Annotated in this window: 16 protein-coding genes; 6 read left to right on the top strand and 10 right to left on the bottom strand. The window is 68.5% G+C overall.

The annotated features are described in order from the left end of the window. Positions 1-9 precede the first annotated feature (9 nt). From LGM42_RS29900 to LGM42_RS29880, 5 genes are all read right to left on the bottom strand, one after another. Complete coding sequence (locus LGM42_RS29900; protein ID WP_226234144.1) at positions 10-1,470, bottom strand: alginate export family protein; 1,461 nt, start codon at positions 1,468-1,470, stop codon at positions 10-12. A 14-nt stretch (positions 1,471-1,484) separates the two neighbouring features. Continuing rightward, complete coding sequence (locus tag LGM42_RS29895; RefSeq protein ID WP_226234143.1) at positions 1,485-2,438, bottom strand: VOC family protein; 954 nt, start codon at positions 2,436-2,438, stop codon at positions 1,485-1,487. A 315-nt stretch (positions 2,439-2,753) separates the two neighbouring features. Then, positions 2,754-4,643 (bottom strand): amidohydrolase, encoded by a 1,890-nt coding sequence (locus tag LGM42_RS29890; RefSeq protein ID WP_226234142.1) that lies wholly within the window; start codon positions 4,641-4,643, stop codon positions 2,754-2,756. 19 nt (positions 4,644-4,662) lie between these two features. Next, entirely contained in the window at positions 4,663-4,830 is a 168-nt protein-coding gene (locus tag LGM42_RS29885; RefSeq protein ID WP_059579100.1) for a DUF1427 family protein, read from the bottom strand. A gap of 169 nt (positions 4,831-4,999) precedes the next feature. After that, positions 5,000-5,686, bottom strand: coding sequence for a hydrolase (locus tag LGM42_RS29880; protein WP_059579098.1), 687 nt, complete (start codon positions 5,684-5,686; stop codon positions 5,000-5,002). 306 nt (positions 5,687-5,992) lie between these two features. Here LGM42_RS29880 and LGM42_RS29875 point away from each other — a divergent pair, with 306 nt between their 5' ends. Both LGM42_RS29875 and LGM42_RS33405 read left to right on the top strand, forming a co-directional pair. Further along, on the top strand, positions 5,993-6,274 hold the full coding sequence (locus LGM42_RS29875) for a XapX domain-containing protein (protein WP_081066619.1): 282 nt from the start codon (positions 5,993-5,995) through the stop codon (positions 6,272-6,274). Positions 6,275-6,303: 29 nt separating this feature from the next. Beyond that, positions 6,304-6,450: a hypothetical protein gene (locus LGM42_RS33405; RefSeq protein ID WP_373453028.1), complete on the top strand. Its 147-nt coding sequence runs from the start codon at positions 6,304-6,306 to the stop codon at positions 6,448-6,450. A gap of 134 nt (positions 6,451-6,584) precedes the next feature. Here the strand turns inward: LGM42_RS33405 and LGM42_RS29865 are convergent, their stop codons facing one another. After that, positions 6,585-7,322, bottom strand: a complete 738-nt coding sequence (locus tag LGM42_RS29865) for a YoaK family protein (protein ID WP_226234141.1) — start codon at positions 7,320-7,322, stop codon at positions 6,585-6,587. Beyond that, entirely contained in the window at positions 7,304-7,540 is a 237-nt protein-coding gene (locus LGM42_RS29860) for a DUF1427 family protein (RefSeq protein WP_226234140.1), read from the bottom strand. The genes LGM42_RS29865 and LGM42_RS29860 overlap by 19 nt, the downstream gene beginning before the upstream one ends. Positions 7,541-7,767: 227 nt before the next feature. Between LGM42_RS29860 and LGM42_RS29855 the strand changes: the two genes are divergently transcribed. The 3 genes from LGM42_RS29855 (at position 7,768) to LGM42_RS29845 (ending at position 10,688) form a co-directional block, all read left to right on the top strand. Then, entirely contained in the window at positions 7,768-8,487 is a 720-nt protein-coding gene (locus tag LGM42_RS29855; protein WP_059579087.1) for a TetR/AcrR family transcriptional regulator, read from the top strand. A gap of 142 nt (positions 8,488-8,629) precedes the next feature. After that, on the top strand, positions 8,630-9,505 hold the full coding sequence (locus tag LGM42_RS29850; RefSeq protein ID WP_060314473.1) for an alpha/beta fold hydrolase: 876 nt from the start codon (positions 8,630-8,632) through the stop codon (positions 9,503-9,505). A gap of 40 nt (positions 9,506-9,545) precedes the next feature. Then, on the top strand, positions 9,546-10,688 hold the full coding sequence (locus LGM42_RS29845) for an FAD binding domain-containing protein (protein WP_226234139.1): 1,143 nt from the start codon (positions 9,546-9,548) through the stop codon (positions 10,686-10,688). On the opposite strand, the gene LGM42_RS29840 is transcribed toward LGM42_RS29845, so the two are convergent. The 3 genes from LGM42_RS29840 to LGM42_RS29830 all read right to left on the bottom strand — a co-directional run bounded on the left by LGM42_RS29840 (position 10,616) and on the right by LGM42_RS29830 (position 12,010). After that, entirely contained in the window at positions 10,616-10,873 is a 258-nt protein-coding gene (locus tag LGM42_RS29840; RefSeq protein WP_226234138.1) for a hypothetical protein, read from the bottom strand. The two genes, LGM42_RS29845 and LGM42_RS29840, sit on opposite strands and share 73 nt — an antisense overlap. A 141-nt stretch (positions 10,874-11,014) precedes the next feature. Beyond that, the gene (locus LGM42_RS29835) at positions 11,015-11,320 is read right to left on the bottom strand and encodes a DUF4148 domain-containing protein (RefSeq protein WP_060314497.1); all 306 of its coding nucleotides are present in this window, start codon (positions 11,318-11,320) and stop codon (positions 11,015-11,017) included. Positions 11,321-11,542: 222 nt separating this feature from the next. Then, positions 11,543-12,010, bottom strand: a complete 468-nt coding sequence (locus LGM42_RS29830; protein ID WP_226234137.1) for an MEKHLA domain-containing protein — start codon at positions 12,008-12,010, stop codon at positions 11,543-11,545. A gap of 211 nt (positions 12,011-12,221) precedes the next feature. Between LGM42_RS29830 and LGM42_RS29825 the strand changes: the two genes are divergently transcribed. Next, positions 12,222-15,461, top strand: a complete 3,240-nt coding sequence (locus tag LGM42_RS29825; protein WP_226234136.1) for an efflux RND transporter permease subunit — start codon at positions 12,222-12,224, stop codon at positions 15,459-15,461. The last annotated feature ends 175 nt before the right edge of the window (positions 15,462-15,636 follow it).

Genomic DNA, 15,636 nt, shown 5'->3' with positions numbered 1-15,636 from the left:
CGCGGCGCGTCACCAGCCGAACTTCGCTTCCATCCCGACATAGTCGGCATTGCGCGCGCCGAGCGCGCGAATCGACGAGCCGAGCTGGAAGTGCACGGCTTCGAGCGCGAGCGCGACGTTCGCGTTCACGAGCCAGTCGACGCGCGCCTGCGCGTACATCCCCGTCCACGCGCCGCCCTTGCCCGCCGTGCCCGGCACCGCCGACATCCCCTGCCCGTAGATCGCGTCGGCCGTCGTCTGCCGCCACTGGAAGCCGACGGCGGTGAGCACCGTCACCGAGCTCGCCGGCTTGAAGGTCAGCGACGGCTTCACGTGGATCAGGTTGCTGTATCCGGTATACCCGGCGAGCGTGAAGTAATAGCCGTTCGGAAACATCGGGTTGAACGTGCCGACGCGCCGGTCGCCCGGATGCGCGTCGCCCGATGCGCCGTCGACCTGGATGCCGACGCGCGGCGTGCCGGCCGTCTTCGCGAACGTGTAGCCGCCCAGCGCGCCGAACGCCCACGCGCCGATCGTGTCCTGCCCGACGTGGCCCGTCTGCAGCATCGCCTCGACGTCCCAGTCGAACCCGTCGGTCTTGCCCGCGTAGCGCATGTCGAACACGTCGCGCCGCTCGGTGCCGGATGCATCCGGATAGCGCGCGTTGTCGCGCGTGTAGCGCGACCAGTACGCGGACAGATCGCCGGGCCCCGTGCCCGTGCGCTCGACGCGCACGCCGTCGAATCGCAGGTGCCGGTTCGACACGTCGTCGAACGCGGCCGCGTTGCGATACTGCACCGGACGCGTCACATAGCCGATCACGCGCCATTTGCCGATTTCGTAATCGGTCCACAGTCCGTCGTATGCCTGGCGCACGTTCGGGCCGTCGCGCACCGACACGAAGCGCTGCAAGTCGAACGCCATCTCCTGCCGGCCGATCCGCGTCTTGAACGTGCCGGGCCCGAGTTGATCGACGTACGCGACGAACGCCTGCTGGAGGTCGAGCTGGTCCTTTTCGACCGGGCCGACCGTATCCTTGCCGAACGGCCGCGCATCGACGAACTGCACGAACGCCTGCAGGTGCCCGCGATAGCGCAGGTCCGCATGCACGTTCGCGCGCTGGATCACGTAGTTGTCGTCGTGCGCGGCGCCGAGGCCGAACAGCGGCGCGTTGTTCAGCTCGAAGCGCTCGCGCAGGTTCGCGCCGAGCGACAGATAGGTCGACGGGTCGTCGCCGAGCGGCACGTATTTCAGCGCGTCGAACGGCTTGCGCGGCACGCACGGATTCGCGAGCGCCGACCAGTCTTCCTGCCAGCGGTTGAACAGCACCGTCGGGCGTTTCGCGGTGCACGACGCGGCGGCGGCAGCCGGCGACGCGGCCGCGCCGGCCGACGCCGCCTCGGCTTCGGCGCCGACGGCGGTACCCGCGTGCGACGCGGCACCGCCCGCCAGCACGACGCACGACAGCGCGCCGCGCCACGATCGCTTCATCGGCCGGCGCACCGTCATTTCGACCGCGCGTGGATCTCGGCGACGTAGCCGCCCGGGAACTGCACGAGCGCCGCGTCGCGCCCGTCCGACTTGAACGGCGGCACGAGCACCGTCACGCCCGCGGCTTCGGCCTGCTTCAGCGTCGCGGCGAGATCGGCCACTTCGTAGCCCGTCATTTCACGCCCGAACGGGTACGGCAGATGGCCGTCGGTCGCGAGCACGGTCATCTTGCCGAAGCCCGATTCGATGCGAATGCGGCGATACGTGTCGTTCGGCCGCCCGATCTCGATGCCCGGCGCATGGCGCACGTCCGACACGATCTTGCCGTGCGAGAACGCGGCGAAGTCGCGCGCGAGCTTGCCCGCGCTTTCCGGCGACACGTACACGCGATTCTCCGGCACCGTCTGCAGCGGGTCGTAGTTCGGCGCCTGCGTATGCCAGTACAGCTGCATGTTCACGCCGCCCGGCCAGCGGACGATCGCGTCGCGGCCGATCGGGTCGGGGAACGTCGCCACGACGATGTCCGCGCCATGCGCGCGCGCCGACTTCACCGCGACGTCCATGTCGGTGACGAGATAGCCGGTGCGCTCCTCGCAGAACGGATACGGAATCGGCGTCTTGAAACCGAACACCGAGATCGTGCCGACCGGCGTCAGCACGAGCTGCGACATCGTCTGGCTCGGCGTCGGCGTGACCTGGAACACGCCCTGCTTCGACTTCTTGCCGCCGAACGTCGCGACGAAGCTGTCGGTGAAGCGGTCGAAGTCCTCAGGCGCGACGCACACGTGGGTCGTGTCGTACTGCGGGCCGACCGCAACGGCGGGGAACCGCGCCGCGGCGACCGGCGACGCGATGTCGTCGAGATGGGTTTCGTCGGCGAGCGCCGGCGCGCCGGCCAGCAGCGCGGCGAGCACGGCCGACGACGCGGCGGTCATGCGCAGCATGTTGCGCAGGTTCAATAAACTCATCGGTTTTCTCCATGATGGTGATGCGCGCGGCCAGCGCCGCGCGCGGATTCGGATTCAGCGGGATACGGGCCACGCGTCCGGGCGGCCGGACGACCGGCGAGAAACACGAGCGGCGCGCGCGCCTTCCCGCCCGGCGGGAGACGGCGCAGACTCGTCGTTTCAGCGCGGTCGCCGCAACGTCACCGAATGGCGGGAGCGCTGCCGGTCTGGCGTCGTATATCGCCGAGCACGGTGACGCGCTGCTGGATTTCCCATGGCCGCGACGGCAGCGCGCGGACCTGCGCCGCGGTGTCGCAAGTGGCACGCATCGCCCTGTCAGACCGCCCAGCACGAACAGCCGAACGCGCCCCAGAAACCCTTCGCGTCCGACGTCGGCAACGCGTTCGCCCATGCGCTCGCGTGCGCATGCTGGTGAACGTTGCATTCGTTCGCGCAGCCGCACATCGCGGCGGCCGCCGCGCGCTGCAACGGCGCGCCGGCGCGCTGCGTCGCGCCCCAGCCGCCATAGCCGCCGAACTCGCGCACCGGCGACCAGTCCGGCATCGCCGGCGGGATCGGCGCGTCGTGCGACGCGAACGGCCCCGCGCCCCACACGATCTTCCCGTCGACCACCGTCAGCAACGCGGTCGTGCCGGCGATATCGTCTTCCGCGCACGCGAAGAAATCGCGATCCGGCACCACCAGGTCGGCAAGCTGCCCCACCGCGATGCGCCCTTTCTTGCCTTCCTCGTTCGAGAACCACGTCACGTACTCGGTCCACATCCGCAGCGCGGTTTCGCGATCGAGCAGGTTGCGCTGCGGATACAGGCGCATGCCGCCGACCGTCTTGCCCGTCACGAGCCATGCAAGCGATACCCACGGGTTGTACGATGCGACGCGCGTCGCGTCGGTGCCGGCCGACACCTTGAGCCCCTTGCCGAGCATCTTCGCGACAGGCGGCGTCGCCTCGGCGGCCTGCGCGCCGTAGCGCTCCACGAAGTATTCGCCCTGGTACGCCATCCGGTGCTGCACCGCGATGCCGCCGCCGAGCGCGGCGATCCGGTCCATCGATTTCTCGGAGATGGTTTCCGCATGATCGAAGAACCAGTTCAGCCCGTCGAGCGGGATGTCTTCGTTGACCTTCTCGAACACGTCCAGCGCGCGGCTGATGGTTTCGTCATAGGTCGCGTGCATGCGCCACGGCCAGCGGTTTTCCGCGAGCACGCGCACGACGCCTTCGAGATCGTCCTCCATCTGCGCGGGCAAATCCGGCCGCGCGACGCGGAAATCCTCGAAGTCGGCCGCGGAAAACGCCAGCATCTCGCCGGCGCCGTTATTGCGGAAATAGTCGGTGCCATCGTGGTACTTGACGCTCTTCGTCCAGTTCACGAAGTCTTCCTTCTCCGCGTTCGGCTTCTGCGTGAACAGGTTGTATGCGATCCGGATCGTCATCTCGCCCGCGTCGTGCAGCTTGCGGATCACTTCGTAATCGTCGGGATAATTCTGCGAGCCGCCGCCCGCGTCGATCACGCCCGTCACGCCGAGCCGGTTCAGCTCGCGCATGAAATGGCGCGTCGAGTTGTACTGATACTCGAACGGCAGCTTCGGCCCCTTCGCGAGCGTCGCGTAGAGGATCGTCGCGTTCGGGTTCGCGAGCAGCAGGCCGGTCGGATTGCCCGCGGCATCGCGCAGGATCGTGCCGCCCGGCGGCTCCGGCGTGTCCTTCGTATAGCCGACGACACGCAGCGCGGCCGCATTCAGCAGCGCTCGGTCGTACAGGTGCAGGATGAACACGGGCGTGTCCGGTGCAACCGCGTTGAGCTCATCGATCGTCGGCAGCCGTTTCTCGACGAACTGATGTTCGGTGAAGCCGCCGACGACGCGCACCCATTGCGGCGCGGGCGTCACGGCGACCTGACGCTTGAGCATCTCCATCGCGACCGCGAGCGACGGCACGCCGTCCCAGCGCAGCTCCATGTTGTAGTTCAGGCCACCACGAATCACGTGGCAGTGGTTGTCGATCAGGCCCGGCAGCACGCCGCGGCCGCCGAGATCGACCACTTTCGTCGCGCGGCCCGCGAGCGGCATCACGTCCGCTTCGCTGCCGACGGCGACGAAGCGGCCGGCGGCAATCGCGACGGCCGTCGCGACAGGGTTCGCGCGGTCGAGCGTCGTGATGCGCCCGTTGTGCAGGATCAGATCCGGTTGGGTCACGGTTGCGGTCATGTGCATCACCTCTTGTTGATCAGAAGCCAAACAGCTGTTTCACGGTGGGTAACGCTTGCACGCCGATCAGCATGCCGAGCAACCCGACCAGCGCAATCAGCGGCGGTGCGGGAGAGCGAACCTTGATGGCGCTGTAAATCACACCGATCAGCAGGCCCGCACCAAGGGAAACCAGATAAGGTTTCATGCGATCAATCTCCCGGACAATTTCAAATGCAGGCGCGGTGTGCCGAACGGCATGCCGCGGGCGGCATTCGTTTTTTCGGTCACGTCCGCCGCCCGCGGCAATGGAGCCGATGCGGCGCGTTCGCATCGAATCCGTCGCACCGGCATCCGCCGTTGCAGGCCGTCCGCGCTTACTTCGCCGGAACGGGCGCAATCGACTCGTGCGGCGTCGCGGTACGCTGCGGTGCCTTGTGGAGCATCGTGTACGCGTAGTCGACGCCCATCCCGTATGCGCCCGAATGCTCCTTCGCGATCGCCATCACCGCGTCGTACGTCTCGCGGTGCGCCCAGTCGCGCTGCCATTCGAGCAGCACCTGCTGCCACGTGACGGGCACCACGCCGGCCTGCACCATGCGCTGCATCGCGATATCGTGCGCGGCCTGGGTCGTGCCGCCCGAAGCGTCGGCGACCATGTAGATCTCGTAGTCGCCCTCGAGCATCGCGCACAGCGCGAACGTCGTATTGCAGACTTCGGTCCACAGCCCCGACACGACCACCTTCTTGCGACCGTTCGCGGCGAGCGCGTCGCGCACCTTCTGGTCGTCCCACGAGTTCATCGACGTGCGTTCGAGCGTCTTCTGGTTCGGGAACACGTCGAGCAGCTCGGGATAGGTGTGGCCCGAGAAGCTCTCGCTTTCGACCGTCGTGATCGTGGTGGGAATGTTGAAGACCTTCGCGGCCTTCGCGAGCCCGACGACGTTGTTCTTCAGCGTCTGGCGATCGATCGACTGCACGCCGAAGGCCATCTGCGGCTGCTGGTCGATGAAGATCAGCTGGCTGTTGTGCGGGGTAAGTACTTCAAGCTTGGGGTTGCTCATGGTGATGATGTCCTTTGACGCGGAGAAAAATGAGACTCGCCTGGCCGACGAATCCGCGAGGCGTCCAACGCGCGGTGTCGGAAGCGTCGGCAGCCGGCCTGCGTCATTCAATACGCGAATGTGCGGCCGCACCAGTTAATTGTTCTGATTCTCGCCACGCTCGACATTCAGACTGAAAAGTTCTGAATTTCATTGAATGCGCCAACGACGAGCGCGCCGACCTGATAGGCTGGCCCAAGACTTTCGGATCGACGCCAGACCGGTAGGTATCCGTATTTTTAACGGCTGTCATTTCATTCCAGAACGATGAAACCGTACACTGCTTCGCTTTTCGCCGGCATCCTCGCCGGCGTCGTCTACGCGCTGATCGGCGTGCAATCGCCGGCGCCGCCCGCCGTCGCCCTCGCCGGCCTGCTTGGCATTCTGGCCGGCGAACAGATTCTTCCCGTGGTGCGACGGATGCTCGACGGCATCCGACCGGGAACCGCGTGGCGCGACGCGAAGTGCAGCCAGCACATGTTCGGCCCGTTACCTGGCGCTCACACCTCCGACGCTTCCGTCAAGCACCGCGAATCGACACCGACGTGACAGGCACACGTCGAGCGAAGCTCACGCGCATGGGCCGCGTCGTCGTCGACGAAGGCCGTCATCTTCTTGATGCTGCCGAACAGCGTGAACGGAAGGCGCAGCGCGCGAAGTCGCGCGTTGTGCGTGATTTGCGCATCCGCCACCCCGAGTGTCGGTTTCCGGGAGATCAGCCGTGAACGGTCGAGGCGTCTGGCGCTTGCCGACCTGAATCAAGCCATTCTCGAAGCCAGCGTTGACGGAATGAAGAAACGGGAGCGGCTTCGCCGCCCCCGATGCCGCGCACCGCCGACACCGCGCGCGGTATCGGCGCTCAGCGCGTCGCGGACGTGTCGCCGGTCCGGCCGGCGCGCCAGGTGAGGAAAGCGAGCATCGCGAGCGGCAGCGCCAGCGCCCAGAACGCGGCGTACAGGTAGGCGCTCGCCCCTGCGCCCGCACCGAGCGCGAACCCGGCAACCGGCGGCAGCGTGCGTCGCAGCCGCACGCGTGCGGCTTCCCGTTCGGCCGGCGCGGCGATCGGCACGAGCCAGTCGAATGCATCGATGACCGCCTGCGTGACGTTGCCGGTCATCACGGTGTTCGCGACGACGGTGCGCGCGGTCAGCCGGCCGTGCGCGTTCTGCACGCCCATTGCCGCCGCACCCAGCAGCCCGCAGACGATCGTCGCGGGCGCATCGGCGCTGCCGATCGGCGACGCCGCGACGCCCGCGAGCATGAAGCCGGCCAGCAGGATCGTCTGCAGCGCGTACAGCGAGCGCGCCCGCGGGCCATGCCCGCGCACGCGCATCCGGTGATCGAGCAGGCGGGCGGCCACGATGCCCGCGATGAATGCCGGAAACGCGAGCCACTTGATCATCAGGCCCTGGCCGACACCGGCGAGGCCCGAGCCGATCAGGATGAAGTTGCCGGTGACGTGCGCGGTGAAGAGCCCGAACAGCGCGACGAAGCCGAGCGTGTCGACGTAGCCGGCGATCGAGGCGAGAAACACATCCTCGCCGCGCAGGCGATCGGGGGCCGCCGCGCCCGCTGCCGTTACTTGCCCGGGCTGCATGTCGTGGCTTCCGCGGTTGGGTCGACGGTGCCCGCATCGCGGACCTGCGCGGCGCGCGCGCGCCATTGCGCCCGCGCGAGCGCGACCGCATGCTCGCGCGAGACGAGGCCGAGCAGGCCCGCCAGGGCGATCGGCGGCGGCGCGGGCGATTGCACGTGCACGAGGGGGTGCGGGAGGCCGACTGCGATGCCGGCTCCCGGCGAGATCAGGTAAGGCATGGTCCGTTCCGGTTGCGCCGCCGGCCGGGCCGGCCGAAGGGATTCGGCCGCGTGCGGCGGCTCGGGAGCAAGACTACGGAATACGGGCCTGAAAGTCATGGCGGCGAACTGAATCGTTCTGAACGCGCGGGGCGGCGACGCCCGCGCCGCGTGGCCGGCTTCGCGGTGGCGCGCCTTGCTATTTTTCGATCGATAAGTGCAGAATGGCCGCATTCAGGAGCCGACGCATGACCGACACCAAGCGCAAGGCAGCGCCCCGCACGCGCGGGGCGACCGCCGACGACACCGCCGCCACATCGGGCCGCCGCCTCACGCCGGAAGCGCGCGAGCGGCAGATCGTCGAAAAGGCGGTCGAACACTTCGCGACCCACGGTTTTTCCGGCAGCACGCGAGAGCTCGCGCGGCAGATCGGCGTGACCCAGCCGCTGCTCTACCGGTATTTCCCGAGCAAGGAAGCGCTGATCGATCGCGTATACGACGAGGTCTACACGTGGGATCCCGAGTGGGAAAAACTGATCGCCGACCGCTCGGTTCCGCTGCAGCAGCGGCTCGTCGCGTTCTACCGGTCGTATGCGCAGACGATCCTGCGGCGCGAATGGATCCGCACGTTCATTTTCGCGGGGCTCAGCCGCGAGGGCTTCAACACGCGCTATCTGTCGCGGCTGCGCGAACGCGTGTTCCTGCCGGTGCTGCGCGAGCTGCGGCACGCGTACGACATCGCGACGCCGGCGTCGGAAGCGCAGCGCAATGCGGAAATCGAACTGGTGTGGAGCCTGCACGCGAGCATCTTCTATCTCGGCGTGCGCAAGTGGGTATACGGGCTACCCGTGCCCGACGATCTCGACGCGGAAATCGAACGGCAGATCGACGCGTTCCTGAACGGCACGCCGGCCGCGCTGAAGCGTGTCGCGTCCGACGCAGCGGCGAAGCGCGCCCGCCGCGCGTGATGCCGCGGCGCGGCGTGGCGTTGCACCGCGCCCGGGCCGATTCAGAACGATTCAGCCGCGACGTTCGCTGCTTGCCCTATGCTCGGACAGCATTGGACGCGTGCCGTACCGCGCACCGTCCGCATCGAACCGGGGCTCCCACATGACGACCGACACGCTCGCACTCACCCATCACACCATTACCGCGAACGGCATCCGCCAGCACGTCATCGATGCCGGCGCCGGGCCCGTCGTCGTGCTGCTGCATGGCTTTCCCGAAACCAGCTTCGCGTGGCGCCACCAGATCCCGGTGCTCGCGCGGCACTATCGCGTGATCGCGCCCGACCTGCGCGGCTACGGCGAAACCGACAAGCCCGCGGCCGGCTACGACAAGCGCAACATGGCGCGCGATCTCGCCGCGCTGCTCGATGCGCTGGGCATCGACCGCATCGCGCTCGTCGGCCACGATCGTGGCGCACGCGTCGCGACGCGCTTCGCGAAGGACTTCCCCGCGCGCGTCGAGCGGCTCGTCGTGATGGACAACGTGCCGACGCGCATCGTCGCGCAGAACATGACCGCGCAAACGGCGCGCGCGTACTGGTTCTTCCTGTTCCACCAGGTGCCCGACCTGCCGGAGGCGCTGATCGCGGGCAAGGAAGCCGAATGGCTCAGCTATTTCTTCGCCGACTGGTGCTACAACCCGCATGCGATCTCGGGCGATGCGTTCGACACGTACGTGCGCGCGTATCGGCGCCCGGGGGCCGTGCGCGGCGCGTTGGCCGACTATCGCGCGAACGCGGAAGACGTGCAGCAGGATCTCGTCGATGCGGATGTCAGGATCGCGTGCCCGACCATGGCGATCTGGGGCGAGGATTTCTACGCGGTCGGCAAGATGTTCGACATGAAGGCCGTATGGGAAGGCATGGCGGCGAACCTGCGGGCCGAGCCGATCGCGCAGTGCGGACACCTGCCGCACGAGGAGCAGCCCGAGCGCGTGAACATGCTGCTGCTCGATTTCCTGCGCGGCTGGGCCGGCTGACGCAACGCCGCTGCACGCGGCATCATCGGAGGACCATCGGATGGGACACGGATCGGGTCGCAAGGCCGTCATCGCCGGCGGATCGGTCGGCGGGCTGTTCGCGGCGACCGCGTTGCGCGCGGCCGGCTGGGACGTCCGCGTATTCGAGCAATCGCCGCACGAACTCGACAGCCGCGGCGGCGGCATCGTGCTGCAGCCGCCGATCGAGCGCGCGTTCGCGTTCGGCGGCGTGCCGCTGCCGCGCGCGGCCGGCGTCGATTCGATCGACCGGATCTACGTCGACGCGCAGGACCGGATCGTGCAACGCTTCGCGATGCCGCAGACGCAGACCGCGTGGAACGTGATCTACACGGCGCTCAAGCGTGCGCTGCCGGCCGGCATCCTCCACGCCGGCGACGCGTTCGAGCGGTTCGAGCAGGACGGCGAGCGCATCGTCGCGCACTTCGCGAGCGGCCATGCCGAGACGGCCGACCTGCTGATCGGCGCGGACGGCGGCCGCTCCACCGTGCGCGCGCAGTTGCTGCCGGACGTGCGGCCGACGTATGCCGGCTATGTCGCGTGGCGCGGGCTCGTCGACGAACGCGCGCTGCCCGAGCAGGTGCTGGTTCTGCTGCGCGAACGCTTCACGTTCCAGCAAGGCGACCGGCACCTGTTCCTCACCTATCTGGTGCCCGGCGCCGACGGCGCACTCGAACCGGGCGGGCGGCGCGTGAACTGGCTGTGGTACCGGCGTCTCGCGTCCGACCGGCTGGCATCGCTGTTCCTTGCACGCGACGGCACGCAGCGCGACGGGTCGCTGCCGCCCGGCGCGATGCGCGACGACAACCGCGCGGAACTCGTCGACGCCGCCGACCGGATGCTCGCGCCGACGCTCGCCGCGCTCGTCGACGCGACACCCGCGCCATTCGCGCAGGCGATCCTCGATCTCGCGGTCGAGCGGATGGCGTTCGGGCGCGCGGTGCTGCTCGGCGACGCCGCCTGCATGGTGCGCCCGCACACGGCGGCGGGCGTCGCGAAAGCGGCCGACGATGCGGTCGGTCTCGCGCAGGCGTTGCGCGACGTCGCGCCCGGCAGCAGGTTCGACGCCGGGCTGGCCGGCTGGGACGCCCGTCAGCGCGCCGCCAGCGCATCGATCGCCGCGCGCGGAATCGCGCTCGGCGCACGTTTGATGGGCGCGGCCTGAGCGTTCGCGGGCCGCGTGTCATGCGCCCGGGGCGCATCGGACTCCGGATCGAGCGCGTGCAGCACGCTCGCGCGCCCGCCGTCGTCATCCGGCAGTTGCGGCTGGCCGCGCGCGAAGGCCGGCGTGGCGGCGGCCGTGCCGACGCAAAGAGCGAGCAACGCAGCGGCGACAAGCTTGCGATTCATGATGACACTCCCGAGAACGATTCGATGGGGACGCGCCGCCGGCACGACCGCGCGAGCGAAAGCGATTCGTTGCGTGACGGGTACGTTGCCGGCGTCGAAAGACCCGACGCCGGCGGCGGACGGCGGCTGAAAAAACCGCGTTCAGTGGTGCTCGAACAATTGCTGCGTGTCGAGCGATGCGAGCGAAGGCACGCCCGTCGCGGCGGCGGCATCCGGCCGTGCAGCGACCGACTGCGGATGCTGGGCGGCGACCTTCGCCTCCGCTGCCTGGATGTCCTCGGGATAGTAAGGATCGCTGCCGACCGGCCGATAACCGGCCTTTTCGACACGGACGAGATCGGCGCGCACGTCGGCCCGTGTGAGCGCATGGTCGGCGGTTTGCGCAAATGCGACGATCGGTGCGCTCAGCGCACAGGAAAGCAGGACTGCACGAATCAGGTTGTTCATGATGTTCACCTCTCAAAGATGGCGTGTTCGCGTCCGCAGATCAGGCCGGACATCCGCTCCCCATCGATGTGATGAAGAGTTGGGATCATTCTGCGATTCGCGCGCTTTCCTGAAGGTGAGGCTTCGATTACGGTTTTGTTATCCGGGCGCCGCCGCCCGTCGTGCAGGGGCGCCCGGCTCGCCCGGCACGGCGCAGGCGCGCACGTCGGACGACCGTCGCGTTCATGCGGACGCGTCGAGCGGCCGCACTTCCGGAATCATCGCGGCCTGGCCGCGCACGATTCCGTCTGCGTCCGTGAGCTGCCACACGGTCGCGCGCTCGATCCAGAACCGCTTGCCGGATTTCGTGACCCGCACGCCGCGGTATTCGGACACGAAGCCGTCCCGCATCACCTTGTCGAGGAATATCTGCCGTTCGCGCCGCTCCATCGGCTCCGCCGACAGGCGCGACGGCAACGCCGTCAGTTCGTCCCAGTCGTATTCGAAAATCGCCTGCGCGCGCCGGTTGCCGTACACGAACACCGGATCGGCCGACGTGTCGTGCGCCAGCACGCCGAACGGCGCCATCTCGTACAGCCACGCGGCGCCGTCGGATGCGCTCATGCCGTCGGGAACGAGCGGATGGTGCAACAGCCGGCGGTAGGAATCGGCGAGAAGGAGGAAGAAATCTGCATCGGTGCGCAACGACATCGGTCAGGCTCCTGAAAGCGGCGGGATACGGGAACGCGTGAAGGTTCACGGCCGGACATTATAGGGACGAAGCGGCGCGGCCGACGCCACCGCGTCCGCACAGATAACGACTTCGTAATCTTCGGGTCAGGGTCGGGTCAACGCCGCGCCGGCAGACTGCATGCTCGTCGCATCGAATGCGCATCCGAGCCTTGCTTCGAGGAGCACCATCATGTGGATCGTCCGGCTGGCGTTACGCAGGCCCTACACGTTCGTCGTACTCGCGCTGCTGATCTTCATCGCGGGGCCGCTTGCCCTGCTGCGCACGCCGACCGACATTTTTCCGAGCATCGACATTCCGGTCGTCAGCATCGTCTGGTCGTACAACGGCTTCTCCGCGGAGGACATGGCCAAGCGGATCACGTCGAACTACGAGCGCGCGCTCACGTCCGACGTCGACGACATCGAGCACATCGAGTCGCAGTCGCTGAACGGCGTGTCCGTCGTGAAGATCTTCTTCCATCCGGGCGCCGACATCAATCGCGCGATCGCGGAAGCCGCGAGCAACGCCGCGTCGATCCTGCGCATCCTGCCGCCCGGCACGCTGCCGCCGAACATCATCACGTACAACGCGTCGACGGTGCCGATCCTGCAGCTCGGGCTGTCGAGCGGCACGCTCGCCGAGCAGCAGCTGTACGACCTCGGCAACAGCTTCATCCGCACGCAGCTCGCGACCGTCCAGGGCGCGGCCGTGCCGCTGCCGTTCGGCGGCAAGATCCGCCAGATCGTCGTCGATCTCGATACGCGCGCGCTGCAGGCGAAGGGGCTCGCGCCGATCGACGTCGTGAACGCGATCAACGCGCAGAACCTGATCCTGCCGGGCGGCACCGCGAAGATCGGCACGCACGAATACAACGTGCAGATGAACGGCAGCACGCAGACGGTCGCCGCGCTGAACGACCTGCCGGTGAAGACGATCGGCGGCAACGTCGTGTACGTGCGCGACGTCGCGCACGTTCGCGACGGCTACGCGCCGCAGACCAACATCGTGCGCGTGGACGGCAAGCGCGCGGCGCTGCTGACGGTCGAGAAGACCGGCAGCGCGTCGACGCTGACGATCATCGACCAGGTGAAGGCGATGCTGCCGAAGATCGCGGCCGGCCTGCCGAAGGCGCTGCACATTTCGCCGCTCGACGATCAGTCCGTGTTCGTGAAGGCGGCGGTCCAGGGCGTCGTGCGCGAGGCGCTGATCGCCGCGTGCCTGACCGCGCTGATGATCCTGCTGTTTCTCGGCAGCTGGCGCGCGACGCTGATCATCGCGGTATCGATTCCGCTCGCGGTGCTCACGTCGCTGCTCGCGCTGTCCGTGCTCGGCCAGACCATCAACATCATGACGCTCGGCGGGCTCGCGCTCGCGGTCGGGATCCTCGTCGACGACGCGACCGTCGCGATCGAGAACATCACGCATCATCTGGAGCTCGGCGCGCCGCTAGAGGAAGCCATTCTGACCGGCGCGGGCGAAATCGCGGTGCCGACCTTCGTGTCGACGCTGTCGATCTGCATCGTGTTCGTGCCGATGTTCCTGCTCACGGGCGTCGCGCGCTATCTGTTCGTGCCGCTGGCCGAGGCCGTGATCTTCGCGATGATCGCGTCGTACTTCTTCTCGCGCACGCTGGTGCCGACGCTCGCGATGGCGCTGATGCGCGCGAAGGGGCAAGGCCGGCCGCCGCGCGGCGTATTCGCGCGCGTCGCCCGTTTCCAGGCCGCGTTCGAGCATCGCTTCGAGGCCGTGCGGCTGCGCTATCGCGCGGTGCTCTCGGCGGCGATCGCGCGGCGCCGCCGCTTCGCGGCCGCGTTCCTGCTCGCGTGCGTCGCGTCGACGGGCCTCTACGCGTTCGCCGGGCAGGACTTCTTTCCGTCGGTCGACACCGGCGAAATCCGCCTGCACCTGCGCGCGCCGACCGGCACGCGGATCGAGGAAACCGCGCGGCTGACCGACGAAGTCGAAGCGAAGATCCGCGGCGTGATTCCGGCGAACGAACTCGCGGGCGTGCTCGACAACATCGGCGTGCCGGTGAGCGGGATCAACCTCACGTACGACTCGTCCGACCCGATCGGCTCCGAGGACGCCGACGTGCTCGTCACGCTGAAACCGAATCATGCGTCGACGGCCGCATACGTGGCGAAGCTGCGCAACGTGCTCGCGCAGTCGTTCCCCGGCGTGACGTTCGCGTTCCTGCCGGCCGACATCGTCAGCCAGATCCTGAACTTCGGGCTGCCCGCGCCGATCGACATCCAGATCGTCGGCAACAAGCTCGACCAGAACCGCGCGGTCGCGAATGCGCTGCTCGCGAAGCTGCGCGGCGTGCGCGGGCTCGTCGACGCACGCATCCAGCAGCCCGGCGACGAACCGGCGATCAACGTGAACGTCGACCGCACGAAGGCGATCCAGGCCGGCCTCGAACAGCGCGACGTCGCGCAGAACCTGCTGATCGCGCTGTCCGGCAGTTCGCAGACCACGCCGAACTTCTGGCTCGATCCGCGCAACGGCGTCAGCTACCCGGTGCTCGTGCAGACGCCGCAATACACGGTGAATTCGCTGCAGTCGCTCGCGAACGTGCCGCTGCCGGCCGGCACCGCACGCGCGCCGCAGACGCCGGCCGGCGGCCCGGCCGCGGGCGCGCCCGCGCAGAACCTGCTCGGCTCGCTCGGCACGTTCTCGCGCTCGACGCAGCAGGCCGTGGTGTCGCACTACAACGTGCAGCCGGTGCTCGACATCTTCGCGTCGGTGCAGGGGCGCGACCTCGGCGGCGTCACGGCCGACGTGACGAAGCTCGTCGACGCCGCACGCGCGCAACTGCCGCCCGGCTCGTCGATCGTGCTGCGCGGCCAGGTGCAGGCGATGCACGAATCGTTCACGGGCCTGCTCGGCGGCCTCGCGCTCGCGATCGCGCTCGTCTACCTGCTGATGGTCGTGAACTTCCAGTCGTGGCTCGATCCGCTCGTGATCGTCGGCGGGCTGCCGGCGTCGCTCGCCGGCATCGCATGGATGCTGTTCGTCACGCGCACCACGCTGTCGGTGCCCGCGCTGACCGGCACGATCCTGTGCATCGGCATCGCCACCGCGAACAGCATTCTCGTCGTGAACGCGGCGCGCGAGCTGCTCGCGGGCGGCGCGTCGCCGTGGCAAGCGGCGCTCGATGCCGGCTTCAACCGCTTCCGCCCCGTCGTGATGACCGCGCTCGCGATGCTGATCGGCATGCTGCCGATGGCGCTCGGCCTCGGCGACGGCGGCGAACAGAATGCGCCGCTCGGCCGCGCGGTGATTGGCGGCCTCGCGTTCGGCACGGTGTCGACGCTGCTGTTCGTGCCGGTGGTGTTCGGCTTCGTCCACGCGTGGCTCGCGCGGCGCCGCGACGCCGCGGCCGCCCGGCGCGCGCAGCCCGCGCCCGATACGCCGGCACTGCGTTGAGCGCGCACGGCCGCCCCTTCCCATCCTTCGATTCGCCCGACCCCGGACCCATCATGAACGACTCGATCGAACCCGTCGCCCCGCCGCCGGCCGCCGAAACGGCCACCGCGGCCCCCGCCGCCGCAGCCGTGCCGCCCGCCGCGCGCGGCGCCGCCTCCGACACCCCGCCTGTCTC

The sequence above is a fragment of the Burkholderia sp. AU39826 genome (assembly GCF_020419965.1).
Classification (GTDB): domain Bacteria; phylum Pseudomonadota; class Gammaproteobacteria; order Burkholderiales; family Burkholderiaceae; genus Burkholderia; species Burkholderia semiarida.
This window is presented reverse-complemented; position numbering and strand designations above follow the sequence as displayed.

Bases quoted from the DNA above. Each gene is read 5' to 3' on its own strand.
- LGM42_RS29900 (WP_226234144.1), bottom strand. From the start codon at position 1,470: ATGAAGCGATCGTGGCGCGGCGCGCTGTCGTGCGTCGTGCTGGCGGGC.
- LGM42_RS29895 (WP_226234143.1), bottom strand. From the start codon at position 2,438: ATGAGTTTATTGAACCTGCGCAACATGCTGCGCATGACCGCCGCGTCG.
- LGM42_RS29890 (WP_226234142.1), bottom strand. From the start codon at position 4,643: ATGACCGCAACCGTGACCCAACCGGATCTGATCCTGCACAACGGGCGC.
- LGM42_RS29885 (WP_059579100.1), bottom strand. From the start codon at position 4,830: ATGAAACCTTATCTGGTTTCCCTTGGTGCGGGCCTGCTGATCGGTGTG.
- LGM42_RS29880 (WP_059579098.1), bottom strand. From the start codon at position 5,686: ATGAGCAACCCCAAGCTTGAAGTACTTACCCCGCACAACAGCCAGCTG.
- LGM42_RS29875 (WP_081066619.1), top strand. From the start codon at position 5,993: ATGAAACCGTACACTGCTTCGCTTTTCGCCGGCATCCTCGCCGGCGTC.
- LGM42_RS33405 (WP_373453028.1), top strand. From the start codon at position 6,304: ATGGGCCGCGTCGTCGTCGACGAAGGCCGTCATCTTCTTGATGCTGCC.
- LGM42_RS29865 (WP_226234141.1), bottom strand. From the start codon at position 7,322: ATGCAGCCCGGGCAAGTAACGGCAGCGGGCGCGGCGGCCCCCGATCGC.
- LGM42_RS29860 (WP_226234140.1), bottom strand. From the start codon at position 7,540: ATGCCTTACCTGATCTCGCCGGGAGCCGGCATCGCAGTCGGCCTCCCG.
- LGM42_RS29855 (WP_059579087.1), top strand. From the start codon at position 7,768: ATGACCGACACCAAGCGCAAGGCAGCGCCCCGCACGCGCGGGGCGACC.
- LGM42_RS29850 (WP_060314473.1), top strand. From the start codon at position 8,630: ATGACGACCGACACGCTCGCACTCACCCATCACACCATTACCGCGAAC.
- LGM42_RS29845 (WP_226234139.1), top strand. From the start codon at position 9,546: ATGGGACACGGATCGGGTCGCAAGGCCGTCATCGCCGGCGGATCGGTC.
- LGM42_RS29840 (WP_226234138.1), bottom strand. From the start codon at position 10,873: ATGAATCGCAAGCTTGTCGCCGCTGCGTTGCTCGCTCTTTGCGTCGGC.
- LGM42_RS29835 (WP_060314497.1), bottom strand. From the start codon at position 11,320: ATGAACAACCTGATTCGTGCAGTCCTGCTTTCCTGTGCGCTGAGCGCA.
- LGM42_RS29830 (WP_226234137.1), bottom strand. From the start codon at position 12,010: ATGTCGTTGCGCACCGATGCAGATTTCTTCCTCCTTCTCGCCGATTCC.
- LGM42_RS29825 (WP_226234136.1), top strand. From the start codon at position 12,222: ATGTGGATCGTCCGGCTGGCGTTACGCAGGCCCTACACGTTCGTCGTA.